General features: G+C 68.9%; 30 protein-coding genes. 5 read left to right on the forward strand and 25 right to left on the reverse strand.

Annotated elements, in window-relative coordinates:
- Nucleotides 1–126: 126 nt before the first annotated feature.
- The 23 genes from ACFV9T_RS16120 to rpsJ all read right to left on the reverse strand — a co-directional run bounded on the left by ACFV9T_RS16120 (nt 127) and on the right by rpsJ (nt 11,999).
- Nucleotides 127–783, reverse strand: a complete 657-nt coding sequence (locus ACFV9T_RS16120; protein ID WP_385440551.1) for an adenylate kinase — start codon at nt 781–783, stop codon at nt 127–129.
- Entirely contained in the window at nt 783–2,096 is a 1,314-nt protein-coding gene (gene secY, locus ACFV9T_RS16125; RefSeq protein ID WP_385440553.1) for a preprotein translocase subunit SecY, read from the reverse strand. The genes ACFV9T_RS16120 and secY overlap by 1 nt, the downstream gene beginning before the upstream one ends.
- Before the next feature lie 205 nt (nt 2,097–2,301).
- The gene (gene rplO / locus ACFV9T_RS16130) at nt 2,302–2,757 is read right to left on the reverse strand and encodes a 50S ribosomal protein L15 (protein ID WP_009715865.1); all 456 of its coding nucleotides are present in this window, start codon (nt 2,755–2,757) and stop codon (nt 2,302–2,304) included.
- Nucleotide 2,758: 1 nt separating this feature from the next.
- Nucleotides 2,759–2,941, reverse strand: coding sequence for a 50S ribosomal protein L30 (gene rpmD, locus ACFV9T_RS16135; RefSeq protein WP_009715866.1), 183 nt, complete (start codon nt 2,939–2,941; stop codon nt 2,759–2,761).
- A 2-nt stretch (nt 2,942–2,943) separates the two neighbouring features.
- Entirely contained in the window at nt 2,944–3,549 is a 606-nt protein-coding gene (rpsE, locus tag ACFV9T_RS16140; protein ID WP_009715867.1) for a 30S ribosomal protein S5, read from the reverse strand.
- Between the two features lie 46 nt (nt 3,550–3,595).
- Nucleotides 3,596–3,979, reverse strand: a complete 384-nt coding sequence (rplR, locus tag ACFV9T_RS16145; RefSeq protein WP_385440556.1) for a 50S ribosomal protein L18 — start codon at nt 3,977–3,979, stop codon at nt 3,596–3,598.
- A gap of 3 nt (nt 3,980–3,982) precedes the next feature.
- On the reverse strand, nt 3,983–4,522 hold the full coding sequence (gene rplF / locus ACFV9T_RS16150) for a 50S ribosomal protein L6 (protein ID WP_385440558.1): 540 nt from the start codon (nt 4,520–4,522) through the stop codon (nt 3,983–3,985).
- 20 nt (nt 4,523–4,542) lie between these two features.
- Nucleotides 4,543–4,941 carry a 30S ribosomal protein S8 gene (gene rpsH, locus ACFV9T_RS16155; RefSeq protein WP_385440561.1) on the reverse strand — a complete coding sequence of 133 codons (399 nt, stop codon included), beginning with the start codon at nt 4,939–4,941 and terminating at the stop codon, nt 4,543–4,545.
- A gap of 212 nt (nt 4,942–5,153) precedes the next feature.
- Nucleotides 5,154–5,339 (reverse strand): type Z 30S ribosomal protein S14, encoded by a 186-nt coding sequence (locus ACFV9T_RS16160; RefSeq protein ID WP_003948630.1) that lies wholly within the window; start codon nt 5,337–5,339, stop codon nt 5,154–5,156.
- Between the two features lie 3 nt (nt 5,340–5,342).
- Entirely contained in the window at nt 5,343–5,903 is a 561-nt protein-coding gene (gene rplE / locus ACFV9T_RS16165) for a 50S ribosomal protein L5 (RefSeq protein ID WP_385440563.1), read from the reverse strand.
- A complete protein-coding gene (gene rplX, locus ACFV9T_RS16170) occupies nt 5,903–6,226 on the reverse strand; it encodes a 50S ribosomal protein L24 (protein ID WP_009715872.1) in 324 nt (107 codons plus the stop codon). Before rplX ends, rplE begins: the two co-directional genes overlap by 1 nt.
- A gap of 3 nt (nt 6,227–6,229) precedes the next feature.
- Nucleotides 6,230–6,598: a 50S ribosomal protein L14 gene (rplN, locus tag ACFV9T_RS16175; RefSeq protein ID WP_003992364.1), complete on the reverse strand. Its 369-nt coding sequence runs from the start codon at nt 6,596–6,598 to the stop codon at nt 6,230–6,232.
- A 101-nt stretch (nt 6,599–6,699) separates the two neighbouring features.
- Nucleotides 6,700–6,987 carry a 30S ribosomal protein S17 gene (rpsQ, locus tag ACFV9T_RS16180; RefSeq protein ID WP_009715873.1) on the reverse strand — a complete coding sequence of 96 codons (288 nt, stop codon included), beginning with the start codon at nt 6,985–6,987 and terminating at the stop codon, nt 6,700–6,702.
- A complete protein-coding gene (gene rpmC, locus ACFV9T_RS16185) occupies nt 6,987–7,211 on the reverse strand; it encodes a 50S ribosomal protein L29 (protein ID WP_009715874.1) in 225 nt (74 codons plus the stop codon). Before rpmC ends, rpsQ begins: the two co-directional genes overlap by 1 nt.
- Nucleotides 7,211–7,630, reverse strand: coding sequence for a 50S ribosomal protein L16 (rplP, locus tag ACFV9T_RS16190; RefSeq protein ID WP_009715875.1), 420 nt, complete (start codon nt 7,628–7,630; stop codon nt 7,211–7,213). The genes rpmC and rplP overlap by 1 nt, the downstream gene beginning before the upstream one ends.
- Nucleotides 7,631–7,635: 5 nt before the next feature.
- A complete protein-coding gene (rpsC, locus tag ACFV9T_RS16195) occupies nt 7,636–8,478 on the reverse strand; it encodes a 30S ribosomal protein S3 (RefSeq protein WP_385440568.1) in 843 nt (280 codons plus the stop codon).
- On the reverse strand, nt 8,478–8,825 hold the full coding sequence (gene rplV / locus ACFV9T_RS16200) for a 50S ribosomal protein L22 (RefSeq protein ID WP_039938067.1): 348 nt from the start codon (nt 8,823–8,825) through the stop codon (nt 8,478–8,480). Before rplV ends, rpsC begins: the two co-directional genes overlap by 1 nt.
- 40 nt (nt 8,826–8,865) lie before the next feature.
- A complete protein-coding gene (rpsS, locus tag ACFV9T_RS16205) occupies nt 8,866–9,147 on the reverse strand; it encodes a 30S ribosomal protein S19 (RefSeq protein ID WP_385440571.1) in 282 nt (93 codons plus the stop codon).
- A 12-nt stretch (nt 9,148–9,159) separates the two neighbouring features.
- Complete coding sequence (gene rplB, locus ACFV9T_RS16210; RefSeq protein ID WP_385440573.1) at nt 9,160–9,996, reverse strand: 50S ribosomal protein L2; 837 nt, start codon at nt 9,994–9,996, stop codon at nt 9,160–9,162.
- 48 nt (nt 9,997–10,044) lie between these two features.
- Nucleotides 10,045–10,371, reverse strand: a complete 327-nt coding sequence (gene rplW / locus ACFV9T_RS16215) for a 50S ribosomal protein L23 (RefSeq protein WP_009715880.1) — start codon at nt 10,369–10,371, stop codon at nt 10,045–10,047.
- Complete coding sequence (gene rplD, locus ACFV9T_RS16220; RefSeq protein ID WP_385440576.1) at nt 10,371–11,024, reverse strand: 50S ribosomal protein L4; 654 nt, start codon at nt 11,022–11,024, stop codon at nt 10,371–10,373. Before rplD ends, rplW begins: the two co-directional genes overlap by 1 nt.
- Before the next feature lie 8 nt (nt 11,025–11,032).
- Nucleotides 11,033–11,677: a 50S ribosomal protein L3 gene (gene rplC, locus ACFV9T_RS16225; protein WP_009715882.1), complete on the reverse strand. Its 645-nt coding sequence runs from the start codon at nt 11,675–11,677 to the stop codon at nt 11,033–11,035.
- Nucleotides 11,678–11,690: 13 nt separating this feature from the next.
- Nucleotides 11,691–11,999, reverse strand: a complete 309-nt coding sequence (gene rpsJ, locus ACFV9T_RS16230; protein ID WP_014054162.1) for a 30S ribosomal protein S10 — start codon at nt 11,997–11,999, stop codon at nt 11,691–11,693.
- A 455-nt stretch (nt 12,000–12,454) separates the two neighbouring features.
- Between rpsJ and ACFV9T_RS16235 the strand changes: the two genes are divergently transcribed.
- From ACFV9T_RS16235 to ACFV9T_RS16255, 5 genes are all read left to right on the forward strand, one after another.
- Nucleotides 12,455–13,441 carry a GNAT family N-acetyltransferase gene (locus ACFV9T_RS16235; RefSeq protein ID WP_385440578.1) on the forward strand — a complete coding sequence of 329 codons (987 nt, stop codon included), beginning with the start codon at nt 12,455–12,457 and terminating at the stop codon, nt 13,439–13,441.
- Nucleotides 13,442–13,571: 130 nt separating this feature from the next.
- Nucleotides 13,572–14,132, forward strand: a complete 561-nt coding sequence (locus tag ACFV9T_RS16240) for a SigE family RNA polymerase sigma factor (RefSeq protein ID WP_385440871.1) — start codon at nt 13,572–13,574, stop codon at nt 14,130–14,132.
- 10 nt (nt 14,133–14,142) lie between these two features.
- The gene (locus ACFV9T_RS16245) at nt 14,143–15,048 is read left to right on the forward strand and encodes a hypothetical protein (protein ID WP_385440580.1); all 906 of its coding nucleotides are present in this window, start codon (nt 14,143–14,145) and stop codon (nt 15,046–15,048) included.
- Nucleotides 15,049–15,116: 68 nt separating this feature from the next.
- A complete protein-coding gene (locus ACFV9T_RS16250) occupies nt 15,117–15,995 on the forward strand; it encodes a DUF3152 domain-containing protein (protein WP_385440582.1) in 879 nt (292 codons plus the stop codon).
- Nucleotides 15,996–16,120: 125 nt separating this feature from the next.
- A complete protein-coding gene (locus tag ACFV9T_RS16255; protein WP_385440585.1) occupies nt 16,121–18,277 on the forward strand; it encodes a PIG-L family deacetylase in 2,157 nt (718 codons plus the stop codon).
- A gap of 60 nt (nt 18,278–18,337) precedes the next feature.
- On the opposite strand, the gene ACFV9T_RS16260 is transcribed toward ACFV9T_RS16255, so the two are convergent.
- Together ACFV9T_RS16260 and ACFV9T_RS16265 are read right to left on the reverse strand one after the other, a co-directional pair.
- Nucleotides 18,338–19,453 (reverse strand): SRPBCC family protein, encoded by a 1,116-nt coding sequence (locus ACFV9T_RS16260; RefSeq protein ID WP_385440588.1) that lies wholly within the window; start codon nt 19,451–19,453, stop codon nt 18,338–18,340.
- Nucleotides 19,446–19,937, reverse strand: coding sequence for a hypothetical protein (locus ACFV9T_RS16265; protein ID WP_385440589.1), 492 nt, complete (start codon nt 19,935–19,937; stop codon nt 19,446–19,448). The genes ACFV9T_RS16260 and ACFV9T_RS16265 overlap by 8 nt, the downstream gene beginning before the upstream one ends.
- Nucleotides 19,938–20,060 lie beyond the last annotated feature (123 nt).

Genomic DNA, 20,060 nt, shown 5'->3' on the forward strand with positions numbered 1-20,060 from the left:
TCCCTAAATCCGCGCCCTGACCGCGCTGTCTCTTTTTTTTTTCTTATTTGTCAGTGTCTGCCCCCGCGCGCCGGCGGCCCCCCCCCCCCCCCCCCCCCACGGCCGGAATTCCGGTCCTCGCGGCCGTCAGGCCGCCTTGGCGGCCAGAGCGCCCATCGCGCGCTGCGTGACCTCGGATACCTTGCCGAGCGCCGGGATCGTCACGACCTGGCCCTTGGCCTTGTAGTAGTCGATGATCGGCTCGGTCTCGCGGTGGTAGACCTCAAGGCGCTTGCGGACGGTTTCCTCGCTGTCGTCCTCGCGCTGGTACAGCTCGCCGCCGCACACGTCGCACACGCCCTCGGTCTCGGGCTTCTTGTACTCCACGTGGAAGGTGTGCGCGCTGTCGTTGCGGCAGGTCCGGCGGCCGGCGATCCGCTTGACCACCTCGTCCTCCGGGACCTCCAGGTCCAGCACGGCGTCCAGGGTGAGGTCGTTGTCCCGTAGGTAGGCGTCCAGCGCCTGGGCCTGGGCCACGTTCCGCGGGAAGCCGTCGAGCAGGAAGCCGCCCGCGGCGTCCTCCTGGCTCATCCGGTCCTCGGCCATGCCGACCGTGACCTCGTCCGGTACCAGCTGCCCGGCCCTCATATACTCCTGCGCCTGCTTGCCGAGCGGTGTGCCCTGGCTGATGTTCGCGCGGAAGAGGTCGCCCGTGGAGATGTGCGGGATCGACAGGTTCGCGGCGAGGTACGTCGCTTGCGTACCCTTACCGGCTCCAGGAGGCCCGACGAGGACGATTCGCATCAGCGGAGGAACCCTTCGTAGTGTCGCTGCTGAAGCTGGCTCTCGATCTGCTTCACGGTCTCCAGGCCGACACCCACGATGATCAGGATGCTCGTGCCGCCGAACGGGAAGTTCTGATTGGCATTGAGCGTTACCAGCGCCACCGTGGGCACCAGGGCGATCAGACCCAGATAGAGCGCACCGGGCCACGTGATGCGGTTCAGCACGTAGCTCAGATACTCAGCAGTGGGACGACCAGCCCGAATACCCGGGATGAACCCACCATACTTCTTCATGTTGTCGGCAACTTCTTCGGGGTTGAAGCTGATGGCGACGTAGAAGAACGCGAAGAAGACGATCAGCAGGAAGTACGCGGTGATGTAGATCGGGTGGTCGCCCTTGACCAGGTTCTGCGAGATCCAGTTCGCCCAGCCCGCCTTGGACTGACTGAACTGAACGATCAGCGCCGGAATGTAGAGCAGGGACGAGGCGAAGATCACGGGGATCACGCCCGCCTGGTTGACCTTCATCGGAATGTAGGTCGACGTGCCGCCGTACGACCGGCGGCCGATCATCCGCTTGGCGTACTGCACCGGGATACGGCGCTGCGCCTGCTCGACGAAGACCACCAGGCCGACCATGGCCAGACCACAGGCGATCACCAGGCCGAACTCCAGCCAGCCGCCCATGATCTTGCCCTGCTGCTTGATGCTCCACATGGCGCTGGGGAAACCGGCGGCGATCGAGACGAACATCAGGATCGACATGCCGTTGCCGATGCCGCGGTCGGTGACCAGCTCACCGAGCCACATGATCAGCGCGGTGCCGGCGGTCATCGTGATGACCATCACGGCGGTGGTGAAGATCGAATCGTCCCGGACGATCTGATTGCCGACCGGGCAGCTCTGGAACAGAGAACCGCTGCGCGCCGTGGCGACCAGGCCGGTGCCCTGGAGGATCGCCAGCGCGACAGTCAGGTAACGGGTGTACTGCGTGATCTTCGCCTGCCCCGTCTGGCCCTCCTTCTTGAGGGCCTCCAGACGCGGAATCACCACGGTCAGCAGCTGCAGGATGATGCTCGCCGTGATGTACGGCATGATCCCGAGCGCGAAGATGGTGATCTGGAGCAGTGCGCCACCACTGAACATGTTGACCAGGCCGAACAGCCCCTGCTGACCCTTGGCCAAGTCCATGCACGTCTGGACATTCTTATAGTCGATGCCCGGGATCGGGACATGTTGCCCGAGCCGGAAGAGCACGATGATGGCCAGCGTGAACAGCAGCTTCTTGCGCAGGTCGGGCGTCTTGAACGCCCGGGCGAACGCGGTGAGCACGGTGCCTCCTGCGCCCCCCGCGTTCATTGCGCGAGAGGTGACGGTCTTGAGGATCGACGAATACTTATCAGCCAGGACCCGTACGGAGACGTACCGCACGGAAGGTAACAGCGCACGCCACCTTACCGGCGACCGGGCCCCCCTAGGAACGACCAACCGGGGATGCCCCAGATCTGGGGCATCCCCGGCCAGTTTCGCACGTTGCTCAGACGAGCTCGGTGACAGTGCCGCCGGCGGCGGTGATCTTCTCCTTGGCGGAGCCGGAGACGGCGTCGACCGTCACCTGCAGCGCCACGGAGACCTCGCCGGAGCCCAGCACCTTGACGAGCTGGTTCTTGCGCACCGCACCCTTGGCGACCAGGTCGGCCACCGTGACCTCGCCACCCTGCGGGTAGAGCGCGGTCAGCTTGTCCAGGTTCACGACCTGGTACTCGGTGCGGAAGGGGTTCTTGAAGCCCTTCAGCTTCGGGAGCCGCATGTGGAGGGGCATCTGCCCACCCTCGAAGCGCTCCGGAACCTGGTAACGGGCCTTCGTGCCCTTGGTACCACGACCAGCGGTCTTGCCCTTGGACGCCTCACCACGACCGACACGGGTCTTGGCGGTCTTGGCGCCCGGGGCGGGCCGGAGGTTGTGGACCTTCAGCGGGTTGTTCTCCGCCATGTCAGTCGACCTCCTCGACCGTCACGAGGTGCCGCACGGTGGTCGCCATGCCGCGGAACTCGGGGCGGTCCTCCTTGACAACCACGTCGCCGAGCTTCTTCAGCCCGAGCGAACGCAGGGTGTCGCGGTGGTTCTGCTTGCTGCCGATGTACGACTTCGTCTGCGTGATCTTGAGGCGGGCCATGCTCACACACCCACCCCGGCACGCGCCCGCAGCAGAGCGGCGGGGGCGACGTCCTCGAGCGGCAGACCACGACGGGCGGCGATCTCCTCGGGCCGCTGAAGGCCCTGCAGAGCGGCCCGCGTGGCGTGCACGATGTTGATCGGGTTCGACGAGCCGAGCGACTTGCTCAGCACGTCGTGGATGCCCGCGCACTCCAGAACGGCGCGCACCGGGCCACCGGCGATCACACCGGTACCGGGGGACGCCGGCTTGAGCAGCACGACACCCGCGGCCTCCTCACCCTGGATCGGGTGCGGGATGGTGCCGGCGATCCGGGGGACCTTGAAGAAGTGCTTCTTGGCCTCCTCCACGCCCTTGGCGATCGCGGCCGGCACCTCCTTGGCCTTGCCGTAACCGACACCGACGGTGCCGTCACCATCGCCCACCACGACCAGCGCGGTGAAGCTGAAGCGACGACCACCCTTCACGACCTTGGCGACACGGTTGATCGCGACAACCCGCTCGACATAGGCGGTCTTCTCGGCAGCTGCGCCGCCGTCCCGCCGGTCCTTCCGGTCCCGCCGCTCGCCGCCACCGGCGCCGCCACCGCGACGCTGGGGTCCAGCCATTGGATTTACCTCTCTCTGTTACGTCCGCTAGCTCCGGAACCGGGGCTTAGAACTTCAGCCCGGCTTCGCGGGCGGCGTCCGCCAGAGCGGCGATGCGCCCGGCGTACTGGTTGCCACCGCGGTCGAACACGACGGCCTCGACACCCGCGGCCTTCGCCCGCTCGGCCACCAGCGCGCCGACCTGCTTGGCCTGGTCGCTCTTGTCACTCTCGCCACCACGGATGGAGGTGTCCAGCGTCGACGCCGAGGCGAGCGTGTGGCCCGCGATGTCGTCGATGACCTGGGCCACCATGTGGCGGTTGGACCGCGTCACCACGAGACGGGGACGCTCCGGCGTACCGGAGATCCGCTTGCGGACGCGGATGTGACGGCGCTTGATGGCAGCGGCCTTGCGGGCGTTGCCCTTAGCGATCTTCACACCGTATGTCATGGCTTACTTACCAGCCTTTCCGACCTTGCGGCGGATGACCTCGCCCGCATACTTCACGCCCTTGGCCTTGTAGGGGTCGGGCTTGCGAAGCTTGCGAATGTTCGCGGCGACCTCGCCGACCCGCTGCTTGTCGATGCCCTCGACGCTCAGCTTGGTCGGGGACTCCACCTTGAAGGTGATGCCCTCGGGGGCCTCGACCAGGATCGGGTGGCTGTAGCCGAGCGAGAACTCCAGGTTGGAGCCCTTCGCCAGGACGCGGTAGCCAACACCGCTGATCTCGAGCGCCTTGCTGTAGCCCTGGGTCACGCCGGTGATCATGTTCGCCACCAGCGTGCGGGACAGGCCGTGCAGGGCCTTGTTCTGACGCTCGTCGTTCGGGCGGGTGACAACGAGGTTGTTGTCCTCACCCTTGGCGACCTCGATGGGCGCGGCGACGGTGTGCGAGAGGGAGCCCTTGGGGCCCTTCACCGCGACCGTGCGGCCATCGATAGTGACGTCCACACCAGCGGGAACCTGGATGGGCAGCTTGCCAATACGCGACATGTGCTTCCTCCGTTCCCTGGTTACCAGACGTAGGCGAGGACTTCCCCACCCACGCCCTTCTTGCCGGCCTGCTTGTCGGTGAGGAGCCCGTGCGACGTGGAGATGATCGCCACGCCCAGGCCGCCGAGCACCTTCGGCAGGTTGGTGGACTTTGCGTAGACCCGCAGGCCCGGCTTCGAGATCCGCTTGATGCCCGCGATCGAGCGCTCACGGTTCGGGCCGAACTTCAGCTCGAGGGTGAGGTTCTTGCCGACCTCGGCGTCCTCGACCTTCCAGCCGGTGATGTAGCCCTCCTGCTGGAGGATCTCCGCGATGTGCGACTTGATCTTGCTGTGGGGCATCACGACGTCGTCGTGATAAGCCGAGTTCGCGTTCCGCAGACGGGTCAGCATGTCTGCGATCGGATCGGTCATGGTCATGTTTGGCCTTCGGCCTCTCTCGCCGGGGTTTCCTATGTGCACCATCCCTCTCACCCACTCTCGGTGGGCACGGGTGTGGCGCGGGGACCTTCGGCGTAGTAAGACAATTCTGGGCGGCGAGCGCCCAACCCTTCCACTCTACGGGAGTGAGCGGGCGGGCCTCGCCATCCATTGCTTACCGAGAGCCTCCGGAACCAGCCCGAGTGGGCGGGTTACCAGGAGCTCTTGGTCACGCCCGGCAGCTCGCCACGGTGAGCCATCTCACGAAGGCACACGCGGCACAGGCCGAACTTGCGGTACACGGAGTGCGGACGACCGCAGCGCTGGCAGCGCGTGTAGCCACGCACGCCGAACTTGGGCTTGCGGGCGGCCTTGGCAATGAGAGCCTTCTTCGCCACGGCTCACGCCTCCTTGAACGGGAAGCCGAGGTGACGCAGCAGGGCACGGCCCTCTTCGTCGGTGGTCGCCGTGGTCACCACGGTGATGTCCATACCCCGGACGCGGTCGATCTTGTCCTGGTCGATCTCGTGGAACATGACCTGCTCCGTGAGACCGAAGGTGTAGTTCCCACGGCCGTCGAACTGCTTCGGCGACAGACCACGGAAGTCGCGGATGCGCGGGAGCGCGAGCGACACCAGACGGTCCAGGAACTCCCACATGCGGTCGCCCCGGAGGGTGACGTGGGCACCGATCGGCTGGCCCTCGCGCAGCTTGAACTGCGCGATGGACTTACGGGCCTTCGTGACGGCCGGCTTCTGGCCGGTGATCGTGGTGAGGTCGCGGATGGCGCCCTCGATCAGCTTGGAGTCGCGGGCGGCGTCGCCCACACCCATGTTGACCACGACCTTGGTGAGGCCGGGGATCTGCATGACGTTCTCGATGGAGAACTGCTCCTGCAGCTTGCCCTGGATCTCTTCCCGGTAGCGCGTCTTGAGACGCGGTGCAGTGGTGGTGGCAGTCATCAGATGTCCTCACCGGTCCGCTTGGCAACGCGGATCTTGTTGCCGTCGTCGTCGAAGCGGAACCCGACGCGGGTGACGACCTTGTTGCCGTCCTTCTCCACCACGAGCTGAACGTTGCTCACGTGGATCGGGGCCTCGGTCGTCACAATGCCGCCGGTCTTCGAACCACGAGCGGTCTGTCCGGCCTTGGTGTGCTTCTTGACCCGGTTGACACCCTCGACCAGGACGCGGTCCTCACGGGGGAAGGCCGCGATGACCTTGCCCTGCTTGCCCCTGTCCTTACCGGTGATGACCTGGACCAGGTCGCCCTTCTTGATCTTCATCGGTTACAGCACCTCCGGCGCGAGCGAGATGATCTTCATGAACTTCTTCTCGCGCAGCTCACGGCCCACCGGGCCGAAGATACGGGTGCCGCGGGGGTCGCCATCGTTCTTGAGGATGACGGCCGCGTTCTCGTCGAAGCGGATGTACGAACCGTCCGGGCGGCGGCGCTCCTTGACGGTGCGCACGATGACCGCCTTGATGACGTCACCCTTCTTCACGTTGCCACCGGGGATCGCGTCCTTCACGGTGGCGACGATGACGTCACCGATGCCCGCGTAGCGGCGACCGGAGCCACCGAGAACACGGATGCAAAGGATCTCCTTCGCACCAGTGTTGTCGGCGACGCGCAGTCGCGACTCCTGCTGGATCACGTCTATCTCCTGATCGTCTGCCGGTTCCCGGCAGGGGCTCGATATATCGGGCCCCTGCCGAGCCTGGCGGAACTGACCTGAGAGCTAATGCCCTCAGGGATTTACTTGGCCTTCTCGAGGATCTCGACGACGCGCCAGCGCTTGGTCGCGGACAGCGGCCGGGTCTCCATCAGGAGAACGCGGTCGCCGACACCCGCGGCGTTCTGCTCGTCGTGCGCCTTGAGCTTGTTCGTACGGCGGATGACCTTGCCGTACAGCGCGTGCTTGACGCGGTCCTCAACGGCGACGACGACGGTCTTGTCCATCTTGTCGCTGACGACCAGACCCTCACGGGTCTTGCGGAAGCCACGGCTCTGCGGTGCGTTCTCAGTCACATTCGTCTCGCTCATCAGGCGCTCTCCACCGTCTCGATGCCGAGCTCGCGCTCACGCATCAGGGTGTAGATCCGGGCGATGTCCTTGCGGACGGCCTTCAGCCGGCCGTGGTTCTCGAGCTGTCCGGTCGCCGCCTGGAAGCGGAGGTTGAACAGCTCTTCCTTGGCCTCACGCAGCTTGCCAACGAGGTCCTCGTTGTTCAGCTCACGCAGCTCGGACGCCTTGGTACCGGCCGCCATCACGACTCACCTGCCTCGCGCCGCACGATCCGGCACTTCATCGGGAGCTTGTGAGCAGCGCGGGTGAGCGCCTCACGCGCAGTCTTCTCGTTCGGGTAGGACAGCTCGAACATCACCCGACCGGGCTTGACGTTCGCGACCCACCACTCCGGCGAACCCTTACCGGAACCCATGCGGGTCTCGGCGGGCTTCTTCGTCAGCGGACGGTCCGGGTAGATGTTGATCCAGACCTTGCCGCCACGCTTGATGTGGCGGGTCATCGCGATACGAGCGGCCTCGATCTGACGGTTCGTGACGTACGCCGGGGTGACGGCCTGGATGCCGTACTCGCCGAACGCCAGCTCCGTGCCACCCTTGGCCATGCCGGACCGCTTGGGGTGGTGCTGCTTGCGGTGCTTGACCCTGCGAGGGATCAGCATGTCGGTCAGGCCTCCGTTCCGCTGCTTGTAGAAGACGCGGCCTCAGCAGCCGGAGCAGCGGCAGCGGCCTCGGCCTTGGGGGCCTCGGCGGCGGCGTTCTGCTGCTGCGGCTTACGGCCACGGCCACCGCGCTCGCCACCACGGCGCTGCGGGCGGTCGCTGCCACCACGCGACGGGCGGTTGCCGGCGCGGGCGGCGGCGTTCTCGGCGCGGACCTCGGCGATGTTCTTGACGTCGCCCTTGTAGATCCACACCTTGACGCCGATGCGGCCGAAGGTGGTCTTGGCCTCGAAGAAGCCGTAGTCGACGTTCGCGCGGAGCGTGTGCAGGGGCACGCGGCCCTCGCGGTAGAACTCCGAGCGGGACATCTCGGCGCCGCCGAGACGGCCACCACACTGGATCTTGATGCCCTTGGCACCGGCCTTCATCGTCGACTGCATGCTCTTACGCATGGCGCGACGGAAGGAGACGCGGGAGGACAGCTGCTCGGCGACGGCCTGGGCCACCAGCTGAGCGTCCACCTCGGGGTTCTTGACCTCGAGGATGTTGAGCTGCACCTGCTTGCCGGTGAGCTTCTCCAGCTCGCCGCGGATACGGTCGGCCTCCGCGCCGCGACGGCCGATGACGATGCCCGGCCGGGCGGTGTGGATGTCGACGCGGACGCGGTCACGGGTGCGCTCGATCTCCACCTTGGAGATACCGGCGCGCTCCATGCCCTTCGTCATCATCCGGCGGATGGCGACGTCTTCCTTGACGTAGTCCTTGTACAGCTTGTCGGCGTACCACCGGGACTTGAAGTCCGTGGTGATGCCGAGCCGGAACCCGTGCGGGTTAACCTTCTGGCCCATTACCGGGTTCCTTCCTTGCTGCTGACGACCACGGTGATGTGGCTGGTCCGCTTGCGGATCCGGTAGGCGCGGCCCTGGGCGCGCGGACGGAAACGCTTCAGGGTCGGGCCCTCGTCGACATAGGCCTCGGAGATGACGAGGCTGTCGGCGTCGGTGTGGTCGTAGTTGTGCGCGGCGTTGGCGATGGCGCTGTCAAGCACCTTGCCGACGGGCACGCTCGCGGCCTGCGGGGCGAAACGCAGGACCGCCTGAGCCTCCGTGGCGCCCATGCCACGAATGAGGTCCACCACGCGGCGGGCCTTCATGGGCGTGACGCGGATGTACCGCGCCTGGGCCCTGGCTTCCATGGTTGTCCCTTCGGTGTCAGTCATGAGTCATTTCCGCCGATCAGCGACGACGCGACTTGCGGTCGTCCTTCTCGTGGCCGCGGAAGGTGCGGGTCGGCGCGAACTCGCCGAGCTTGTGGCCGACCATCGACTCGGAGACGAACACCGGGACGTGCTTACGGCCGTCGTGCACCGCGATCGTGTGGCCGAGCATCGCCGGGACGATCATCGAGCGGCGGGACCAGGTCTTGATGACGTTCTTGGTGCCGGCTTCGTTCTGAACATCCACCTTCTTGATGAGGTGGCCGTCGACGAAGGGCCCCTTCTTGAGACTACGCGGCATCTAAACCCGCTCCTAGCGCTTCTTGTTCGTCTTGCGGCGGCGGACGATGTACTTGTTGCTGGCCTTCTTCGGCGAGCGTGTACGGCCCTCCTTCTGACCCCACGGCGAGACCGGGTGGCGACCACCGGAGGTCTTGCCCTCACCACCACCGTGCGGGTGGTCGACGGGGTTCATGACCACACCACGAACGGTCGGGCGGACGCCCTTCCAGCGCATGCGGCCGGCCTTGCCCCAGTTGATGTTCGACTGCTCGGCGTTGCCGACCTCGCCAACGGTGGCGCGGCAGCGGACGTCGACCAGGCGGATCTCACCGGACGGCATACGAAGGTGGGCCATCGAGCCCTCCTTCGCCAGCAGCTGCACGGAGGCACCGGCGGAGCGGGCGAACTTCGCGCCGCCACCGGGCCGCAGCTCGATCGCGTGGAGCGTGGTACCGACCGGGATGTTGCGCAGCGACAGGTTGTTGCCGGGCTTGATGTCGGCGCCGGGGCCGTTCTCAATCCGGTCGCCCTGCTTCAGGCCACGCGGCGCGAGGATGTAGCGCTTCTCGCCGTCCGCGTAGTGCAGCAGCGCGATGCGCGCGGTGCGGTTGGGGTCGTACTCGATGTGCGCGACCTTCGCCGGGACGCCGTCCTTGTCGTGACGGCGGAAGTCGATCACGCGGTACGCACGCTTGTGACCGCCACCCTGGTGGCGGACCGTGATGCGGCCGGCGTTGTTACGACCACCCTTGCTGTGCAGCGGGCGGACCAGCGACTTCTCCGGCGTGGACCGCGTGATCTCGACGAAGTCGGCGACGCTGGAGCCACGACGGCCCGGGGTCGTCGGCTTGTACTTGCGGATACCCATTTCTCAGTCCTCGGAATATTCCGGACTTCTGGACGATTCCGACCTCCGTCAGGAGGTCGGGCCGCCGAAGATGTCGATACGGTCGCCCTCGGCAAGGGTCACGATGGCGCGCTTGGTGTCCTTGCGCTTGCCGTAACCGGTGCGGGTGCGCTTGCGCTTGCCCTGCCGGTTGATCGTGTTGACCCCGGTGACCTTGACCGAGAAGACCGCCTCGACGGCCTGCTTGATCTGGGTCTTGTTCGCGCGCGGGTCGACGATGAACGTGTACTTGTTCTCGTCCAGCAGCGCGTAGCTCTTCTCCGACACCACCGGCTTGACGAGAACGTCGCGGGGGTCGGTGAAGGTCTTGCTGGTGACAGCGGTCGCCTCACTCATCAGGCGGCGCTCCCTTCGGTCTTCTCAGCGGCCTTGGGACCAGCCACGAAGGACTCGAAGGCGGCCTTGGTGAAGACCACGTCATCGGAGACGAGCACGTCGTACGTGTTCAGCTGGCCCGGCTCCAGGATGTGCACCTGGGGCAGGTTGCGGGCGGACAGCCACGCGGCCTCGTCGCTCCGCTCGGCGACCAGGAGCACGTGCTTGCGCTCGCTGATCTTGCCCAGCAGGGCCTTGGCGGCCTTGGTGGAGACGTCGCCCTCGACCACGCCGGTCACGACGTGAACGCGGTTGTGGCGCGCCCGGTCCGAGAGGGCACCGCGCAGGGCGGCGGCCTTCATCTTCTTCGGGGTGCGCTGGCTGTAGTCACGCGGCACGGGACCGTGCACGACGCCACCGCCGGCGAACTGCGGCGCGCGGGTCGAGCCCTGACGGGCACGACCGGTGCCCTTCTGGCGGTACGGCTTCTTGCCACCGCCGCGGACCTCGCCGCGCGTCTTGGTCTTGTGCGTGCCCTGACGGGCAGCGGCCAGCTGTGCGACGACGACCTGGTGGATCAGCGGAACGCTGACCTGCGCGTCGAAGATCTCCGTGGGGAGTTCGACGTTCCCGGCCTTGTCGCCTGCCGGCGAAAGGATGTCAATGGTGCTCATCGGTTACCTCAGGCCCCCTTGGCCGCGGTACGGACCAGGACGAGGCCGCCGTTCGGACCAGGAACCGCTCCCTTGATCAGGAGCAGGCCCTTCTCCGCGTCAACGGCATGGACGGTCAGGTTCTGGGTGGTGACCCGCTCGTTGCCCATGCGGCCGGCCATGCGCAGGCCCTTGAACACGCGGCCCGGGGTGGCGCAGCCACCGATCGAGCCCGGCGAGCGGTGCTTGCGCTGGGTGCCGTGGCCGGCGCCGAGGCCACCGAAGCCGTGGCGCTTCATGACACCGGCGGTGCCCTTGCCCTTGCTGGTGCCGGTCACGTCGACCTTGACACCGGACTCGAACGCCTCGGCGGTGACCTCCTGGCCGAGCGTGTACTCGCTGGCGTCAGCGGTACGCAGCTCCACCAGGTGGCGGCGCGGGGTGACGTCGGCCTTGGCGAAGTGGCCCTTGAGGGGCTTGTTCACCTTGCGCGGGTCGATCTCGCCGAAGGCGATCTGGACGGCGTCGTAGCCGTCCGCGTCATCGGTACGGACCTGGGTCACGACGCAGGGGCCGGCCTTGACGACGGTGACCGGAACAACACGGTTGTTCTCGTCCCACACCTGCGTCATGCCGAGCTTCTCGCCCAGGACGCCCTTGATCTGCTTAGCCATCTCGCGCGTCACCTCAGAGCTTGATCTCGATGTCGACGCCCGCCGGCAGGTCGAGACGCATGAGCGAGTCGACGGTCTTCGGCGTGGGGTCGAGGATGTCGATGAGGCGCTTGTGCGTACGCATCTCGAAGTGCTCGCGCGCGTCCTTGTACTTGTGCGGCGACTTGATGACGCAGTACACGTTCTTCTCTGTGGGCAGCGGCACCGGGCCCGCGACCGACGCACCAGTGCGGGTCACCGTCTCGACGATCTTCTTCGCCGAGGAGTCGATGACCTCGTGGTCGTAGGCCTTGAGCCGGATGCGGATCTTCTGTCCCGCCATGGCTACTTCGTAGTCCTGTCTCTCGTAACGCTCTGGGACCCGGTGGCGTTCGCGGCCCTCCCACCCCACCCCGACCCACGCGGTCGGGCGTGTCGCGCCCCTTCTCGTAAATCTCCACAGAAGAGATCCCTGGTGAAGGGGGTTGGCTGGGGGAGAGAGTCACCCACCGGGCGCCTGGCTGGGGCCCCGCTGACACTTCCCGGAAGATTCCCGTACTTCCGCCCCTGATCAGGGGCGACGAGTACTGCGGGACTCGCTTCCAGTCCTCCCGGCGGGAGGCGCGCAGCATTGGCACTCAACCGAGCAACCCGGACAGTCTGCCATACGGAACCCAGCCACCGCGAATCGGCCCTGGAGCGTACCCCACACCCACATCGGCGAATCCTCGCTCGCACGGTGGTGCGACGGACCGTGGTCACGGTACCTTCGGCGCGCCGGGAAGGGGGGGTATCGGAATGGCTGTGCCGTTACGGGTCGAGATCTTACGGGCGGGCGAGGAGCACGCGGAGCAGATCGCCCGCCTCGCCGAGTCACGGAGCCTGAACGGGCCGGGCGGTATCCGGGGGTCGACGGAGGGCGGCTTCCTGGTCTCGGCGTACACCGAGGCGGACTACCGCTCCCGGCTGGCGACCGCCGAGCACTTCTATGTGGCGGTCAAGGGCGGCCAGGTGCTGGCATTCCTGATGGCATACAGCTCCGACCAGGTCGAGCCGGACGAATGGCTGAACCGCCGGATCAAGACGGCGCTGGGCAGCTTCCTGGTGATCAAGCAGATCTGCGTGGCCCGCGAGGCGGCGCGGTCCGGGGTCGCCTCGATGCTCTACTACCACGTGCTCGACCAGTGGCACGAAAGCCCTGTGATCGCCGCGGTGGTCAACGATCCGCCCAACGACCCGTCCGCGCACTTCCACCACAAGCTCGGCTTCCAGGAGCTGACCCGGATGACCCCGCCGGACGGGCTGCCGCGGGTGGTGTGGGTCTGGCGCAAACCGCGCGAGGCGATCCTGCACGCGCAATACCAGATCGCGGTGGACCTCTACAAGCACGAGGACAACCTGAACTGGCAGAAGCTCAACAACTTCTTCTACATCACCGCGGGCCTCGCGGCCGCCACCGCCTTCTTCCTCAGTAAGGAGGGCGCGGGCGGCAGCCTGGGCACGGTACTGGCGGCGATCATCTCGGTCATCGGCTTCGGGGTGTCGCTGGGCTTCTCGCAGATGCTGCGCTTCGGCCGTCAGTACCTGCTGGCGCGTAAGGAAGCGGTGATAGAGCTCGAGGAGTACATGGCCTGGCACGGCGGCGAGCGGATCGTGAACCGCCGCACCAGCGACCCCGGATCGGCCTATCTGAAGGTGTCACCCACCGGAGCGATCATGGTGCTGCTGCCGGTACTGGTGTCCTTCTGCTGGCTCGCGGTGCTCGGGGCGCTGCTCGCCCACTGAGGCCGCCAAACGTCTCGACCCCGTCGCCTCTTGTGATGTGACGCACAGTGGGCAACCAGCCCTCGCCCCCAACGCGTTCCGGCGTGCGTGGATCACACGAAGGATCGGCTTCGAATCACGCGAGGGCGGCATGGCGGGCGGCGACTGGACCGAGTTCGAGGAGTTCGTCGCCGCCTGCGGGCCACGGCTGCTGCGTTCCGCCTGGTTCCTGACCGGCGACCGGCACCTGGCCGAGGATCTGCTGCAGAGCGCCCTGGCCCGGGTCTGGCCGAAGTGGGGACGCATCGCCGAGGAGAACCCCGAGGCGTACGTCCGCCGCACCCTGGTCCATCTGCACGCGTCCTGGTGGCGGCGGCACTGGCGGCGCGAGGTGCCCCACTCCGAGCTGCCCGAGCCGTCCTCGCGGGGCGGCCCGGCGGGTCCGTACGGCCAGGTCGGCGAGGTCGACCAGGCGCGGACGCTGATCGGGCTGCTGCGGCTGCTGCCCCGGCGCCAGCGCGAGGTCGTCGTCCTGCGCTATCTGGAGGATCTGAGCGTGGAGCAGACCGCCACGGTGCTGGGCTGCTCCACCGGCACGGTCAAGAGCCAGGCGTCGAAGGCCCTGAACACACTGCGCGCCCGATTACCCGGGCTCGATCCCGGGCTCGTGCCCGCCCCGGAGCCGGTCCGCGGCCGCGCCGCGCCGAAGTGAGGTGAGGACCATGGCGACGAAGGACATCCCCGGCGGGTACGGCACCGAGGAGCTGGCCCGTACCGCGGCCGGGCTGCGGCGGCTCGCGGACGCCGGTACCCCGCCGCTGACGGCGCCGGAGGACCGCATGGAGCGGGTACGGCACCGGGTGGCGCGGGCCCGCAGGCGGCGTACCGCCGTCGTGGCCGCCCCCATGGTGGTCGCGCTGATCGCGGGGGCGGTGTCGCTGGCCACCGCCCTGCGCGACGGCCGCTCCGCCGAGCCCGGCTCCACCACCCCGGCCACGACGCCGGGACCGGACCGGACCGCGACGCCCCGGAAGGTGCTGAAGCTGCCGGACGTCTCGGGCGACCTGGGCCTGCGGGTGTCCGTACCCGACGACTGGCGGGTGGCGGTGCCGCACCGCGTTGACGGCGCTGACGGAGCTGACGGCGCGGAAGGCACGGACGCGCCCGCGAGCGAGACGTACGTCCTGGCGGGCCCGGCGGCGCACGAGACGTCGAGTACGGCGGCGGGCCAAACCCCGGGCTCGACCCCGGGCATGGCGTCGAGGGCGCCGCAGAGCACCGCGTCGATCGCTCCCCCGAGCACCACGGACGGCTCGTGCGGCGAACCCCTCCAGGACGCCCGCTACGGCCCTGAGCTGTGCCTTCCGGTGACCCGGCTCCCGGAGAACAGCGCCCTGCTGCTGTGGCGCCGGGAGTCCTACGACCGGCCCGAGCGGGACCGGCCCGTCGAGCGGTCGCTCCCCAGCCCGGTCTGCCGGGAGCTGGGCGGCACGGCGTTCCTCAAGCGCCGGCAGCCGCTGCCCGGCCACCCCGACAGCACGATCGCCGCGTACGCCTGCCTCGCCTCCCCGGACTCCGCCCTCGTCGCGCGCGTCAAGGCCGCGCTCTCCTCGGCCCGCTTCTCCTGAGCCGCGCGCCTCTCCCGAGCCGCGACCGACACTCCGTACCGCCCCCACCCCCTGGAGCACCCCCACCCATGACCGTCACCGAACCGTCCGCCGAGCAGTCCGCCGCACCGTCCGCCCGGCCCTCGCACCGCCGCTCCCGGCGCCGGAGGCGCCGCCGGTCGCCGGTGGTGCCGCTGCTGACCGGCGCGGCGGTGACGGCCGGAGCCCTGCTGGCGGCGTACGTCCTGTTACCGGCGGACGGCGGCGGCGCGCGGTCGACCCCCTCGGACTCCGCCGCCGATTCCCCGGTGGCGAGCCAGTCCCCCACCACGGCGCCGTCGGCCCCGTCGGCGCCGCCCTCCCGGTCCTCCCGCGACGCCGCGCCCACACGCCCCGCCGCGCCCACGGCCGGGACCGGCACCTTCATCACCGCGAAGGCGTCCGGCGAGGTCATCGGCGACGGCGCCGACGTACGGCGGTTCAAGGTCCAGGTGGAGGAGGGCACGGGCGTCGACCCGAAGAAGGCCGCGGCCGAGATATCCGCGGTCCTCGCGGACCAGCGCGGCTGGACCCGGGACCAGAAGCACTCCTTCCAGCTGGTCGCCGACGGCACCTACGACTTCGAGGTGAAGATCGCCACCCCGGACACGGTCGACGACATCTGCGGGCAGGCCGGGCTGAAGACCCGCGGCAAGGTCAACTGCGCCGCCGGAACGCAGGTCATGGTCAACCTCACGCGCTGGAACACCGGTTCCCCCGAGTTCGACGGCCCGATCGGCGAATACCGGGCGCTGATCATCAACCACGAGGTGGGCCACCGCATCGGCCACGGCCATGAGACCTGCCCCGGCAAGGGCAAGCCCGCCCCGGCGATGATGCAGCAGATAGACGGGCTGAAGGGCTGCGTCGCCAACGCCTGGCCCTACACCAAGGCCGGGCGATACCTCGGCGGTCCCTCGGTGACCTAGGGGCGCGTCCGGAGTGTGACCGACACCTCCCGGTCATCGGACAACCATCCAAGATCATCAGCCGTCCCCTATCACGTGGAAGCAGCCCGGATATTTCGCGCTGCACAAGTGACAGGGTCACCAAATTGAACAGTCGATGGACTCTGCCCGCGCGCGCGACACGCAGGCAGGCACTGGCCGCGGTGGCGGCCCTCACCGCCGCCGCTGCCACCGGGTGCAGCAGCCGTCCCGGGGCTTCCGCCGCCCCCGCCGCCCCGGCCCGGACGACCAGCAGCCCGGGGGCCGCCGAGCCGTTCACCCCGGCGGTCGGGGACAAGCGGGGCACCCTGCTCCAGGTCATGGCGCACCCCGATGACGACCTGTACTTCATGAACCCCGACAACGAGCACGTGCTGCGCTCCGGGGTCCCCGTGGTGAGCGTGTACGTCACGGCGGGCGAGGCGCTGGGCCTCAACAAGGTGGCCGGGCGGCCGCTGCCGCCGCCGGACAAGGCCGCGTACTCCGCCGCCCGCCACCAGGGGCTGCGCCAGGCGTACGCGCAGATGCTCGGGCTGAACCAGTTCACGCCGTGGCAGCGGTCGGTGCTGAACCTGCCCGGCGGCGTCAAGGCGGAGTCGAACGTGCTCGCCAACGGCGCCCGCAGAGTGCGGCTGATCTTCCTCAACATCGCCATGCTGTCCGAGGGCCAGCTGCGCATGCCCGACCTGTGGGACACCCCCGGCACGGTCATGCGGACGCTGCTCGCCGAGGGCTCCCCGGTGGCGCACCCCAGCTCGTACGTCCACCAGACGCTGGTCGACGTGCTCGCCGAGATCATGGACCGCTACCGGCCCACCCTGATCCACACCCTCGACCCCGACCCCGACTTCCAGGTCCACGACGCGCTGCGCCCCAAGGACAACGACCAGCCGGGCTGCTCGGACCACCGGGACCACACCCCCGTCGCGCTGTTCACCTGGAAGGCGATCGCGCAGTGGGCCGCCGAGTCCACCCGCCGGGACCACCAGGCGCCGCGCTTCACCACCACGTCCTTCCGCGGCTATTACAACCAGCGCTGGCCGCACAACCTGCCGCCCGCCGTGCTGGCCCAGAAGGCCCGCGTGATCAAGGCGTACGGCGGCTCACCCGAGTGGAAGTGCGGTGAGAGCGCGGGCTGCGGCGACTACAGCCAGGGCGGCGTGCGGCCGCTCAAGAACCGCAAGGGCTGGATACGTTCCACCCACTACCGCTACCCCAGCGCCCTGCCCACCCCCACCACCGACCGCGAGGGCCGTCTCGTCGCGTACGGCATCCTCGGCGCCCAGGCCGTCCGGTGGCGCGAAACCGCCCGTGGCAGCGGGCGGTTCGGGGCGCCGCTCGGGCTCGGCGGCGGGCCGCTGGCCCCCGGCTTGAGCGCCGTGACCGACAGCGCGGGACGCCAGGTGCTGCTGGCGCTGCGGTTCGCGGCGCTGGACGGGCAGGGCGGCGCCAATCTGCGCGAGATCGTGGCCCTGGAACAGCGCCGCCCGGGAGGGCCGTTCCGCGCCTGGACCGGGCTCGGCACCCCCGAGGCCGACCCCGAGCACGGCCGCCGCGTCGGCTGCCCCACCGCCGTCGCCACCCCGGACGGCAAGGTCCACCTCTTCGTACGGACCGCCGAGAAGGCCCTCGCCACCCGGGTACGGGACGCCGACGGCCGCTGGGGCCCGTGGCAGCGGCTCGGCGGCGCGGAGATCCAGGACGGGCTGACCGCCCTGGTCGACCGCGAGGGCCGCGCCCATGTCGTCGCCCCGGGCCGCGACACCGTGCACCACTGGTCGCAGGAGAAGCCGGGCGGCCCCGTCACCCTGCGCCCCGCCGCCGGACTGCCCCGCCCCGGCGGCAACCAGATCGGCGCCGCGATCGCCCCCGATGGCTCGCTCTCGCTGGTCTACCGCACCCCCGCGGCCACCGTGCCCGCCCTCCACGGCACGGAAGGGGGCGCGGAGAACCGCACGGTGCGGCACTTCGAGGGGTACGGGGCCATCGCCGCGCACACCGTGCCCGAGCCCGGCAAGGAGGGCGGGGACGGCGAGGACGGCAAGGCCACCGCCCTGCTCCTGCTCGGCCGCAGCCTCGACGGCGACGTCCAGGTCCAGTGGGGCACCGGCCCTGACGACCGCCCGCTGCGCTCCCCCGGCCACCTCACGCCAGTGGGCATCCCCGCGCTGCTGGCCGACCCCGACCAGGGGGCGTGTGTGGTGGGCATCGCGCCGAACGCCACGCCCTGGATCTGGCGCCCGCGCCCCACGTCGAGGGCGTAACGGGCGCCCCCGGCCCGTCGTATGGGCCGGGGGCGCCCCAGCGGTGGCGCGGCGGGGACGTCAGCCGCGAGCGGCCGCCGCCTTACGACGCCGCCGCGGACGCTCGGGCTCGGCGTCCTCGGCGGGCTCGTCGGCCTCGTCGGCCTCGTCGGGCTCCTCCTCGTACTCGTCCTCGGGCTCCTCCTCGGGCTCGGCGTCGGCGTCCTCCTCGTACGCCGCCTCCTCGTCCTCGTCGGCGAACTCCGCCTCGTCGCCCTCGCCCTCGGATTCGGCCTCGTCCTCGGGCTCGTCCTCCGGCTCGTCCTCGTACGCCGCGTCCTCGTCGTCCTGTTCGGCCCGCGGCTCATCGGCCTCTCCCCCGGCCTCGGCCCCGGCCTCTTCGTCGCGCTCTTCCTCTTCCTCCGCCACGGCCGTCTCGTGGTCGACCACGACCTCGCCGTCCCGGATCTCCCCGCGCCAGCCGTCCGTGGCCTCGCCGCGCATCATGATGAACTTGCGGTAGAGCTTCAGATCGAGCCGCGCCCGGCGGCCCTGGGCGCGCCAGATGTTGCCGGTCTTCTCGAACAGGCCCTTGGGGAAGTACTCCAGCACCAGCAGCACCCGGGTGAGGCTGTCGCCGAGCGCGTGGAAGGTGACGACGCCCTTGACGGTGCCCTTGGCACCCTCGGTCGTCCAGCTGATCCGCTCGTCGGGCACCTGCTCGGTGACGTTGGCCTTCCAGCTGCGCGTGGACTTGGCGACCTTCACCTTCCAGTTGCTGCTGGTGTCGTCGGCCTTCTCGACGCTGACGACGCCCTTGGCGAAGGTGCTGAACTCCTGGAACTGGGTCCACTGGTCGTACGCCTCGCGGACCGGCACCCCGACGTCGATGTCCTCGACCACCGTGACGCTCTTGGACTTGCCGCCGCCGCTCTTGCCGCCCTTGCCCTTGCCGAACGCGCCCTTGATCTTGTCCTTCAGCGTTTCCTTCAGCTGGGAGGCTCCGGCCTTGAACACGGCCTGGCCCGGCGACTTCCCCTCGGCGAGTGCCTGGGTGCCCTTGGCGAGACCGGTGCCGAGCCCGGAGAGCGTGTGGGTCGCCCGGGCCTGTACGTAGGACTGCAGCTCGTCCTTGAGGCGGTCGGCGGCCGGGCTGCGCACGATGTCGTCCTTCAGCTTGCCCAACGTGTCAGCCATTGCGGCCCCCGGCGGTCTTCGCGACCTTCGCGGTCTTCGCGGTCTTCTTCGCCGCCGTGCGCGCCCGCCCGGCAGGGGCCTTGGCCGCCTTGGCCTGCGGCGCCTTGCGGCGTCGCGCCGGGGGTTTGCGTTCGCTCTCCTCGTCGGCGGGCTCGTGCTCGTCCGCCGCGCGCTCCTCGTCCGCTTCCTCGCCCCGCAGGGCCGCCGTGCGGTCCTGCAGCGAGTCGGCGAGGCCGTTCATGCGGGTGGACAGGGCGCGGGTCGCGGCCGTCCTGGCGGCGCCGCTCAGCTCCTTGCGCGCCTGCGCGTTCAGACCGCTCAGCAGCGGTGAGTCGGCGACCGCCCGCGCCAGCTGCTGCGGATCCAGGGTGATCTTCTTCCCGGCGAGCAACATGCCCAGGCCGATGGCGAGTTTGACCTTCTTGGTGCGCCCGAGGAGGTAGCCTCCCGCGATCGCGACCGCGATCTTGCCGTTGGTCATCATCCGTACTCCCGAAGTCGAACTCAGCTTCGATGCGGATGGCCGGGTACCCAGATACGGAAAAGCCCCACCCGCCGGTGAAGGCGAGTGGGGCTCGGTGCTCCGGGGAGCGTGCTCCGAAGAGCG

Source organism: Streptomyces sp. NPDC059850 (assembly GCF_042731515.1).
Classification (GTDB): Bacteria; Actinomycetota; Actinomycetes; order Streptomycetales; family Streptomycetaceae; genus Streptomyces.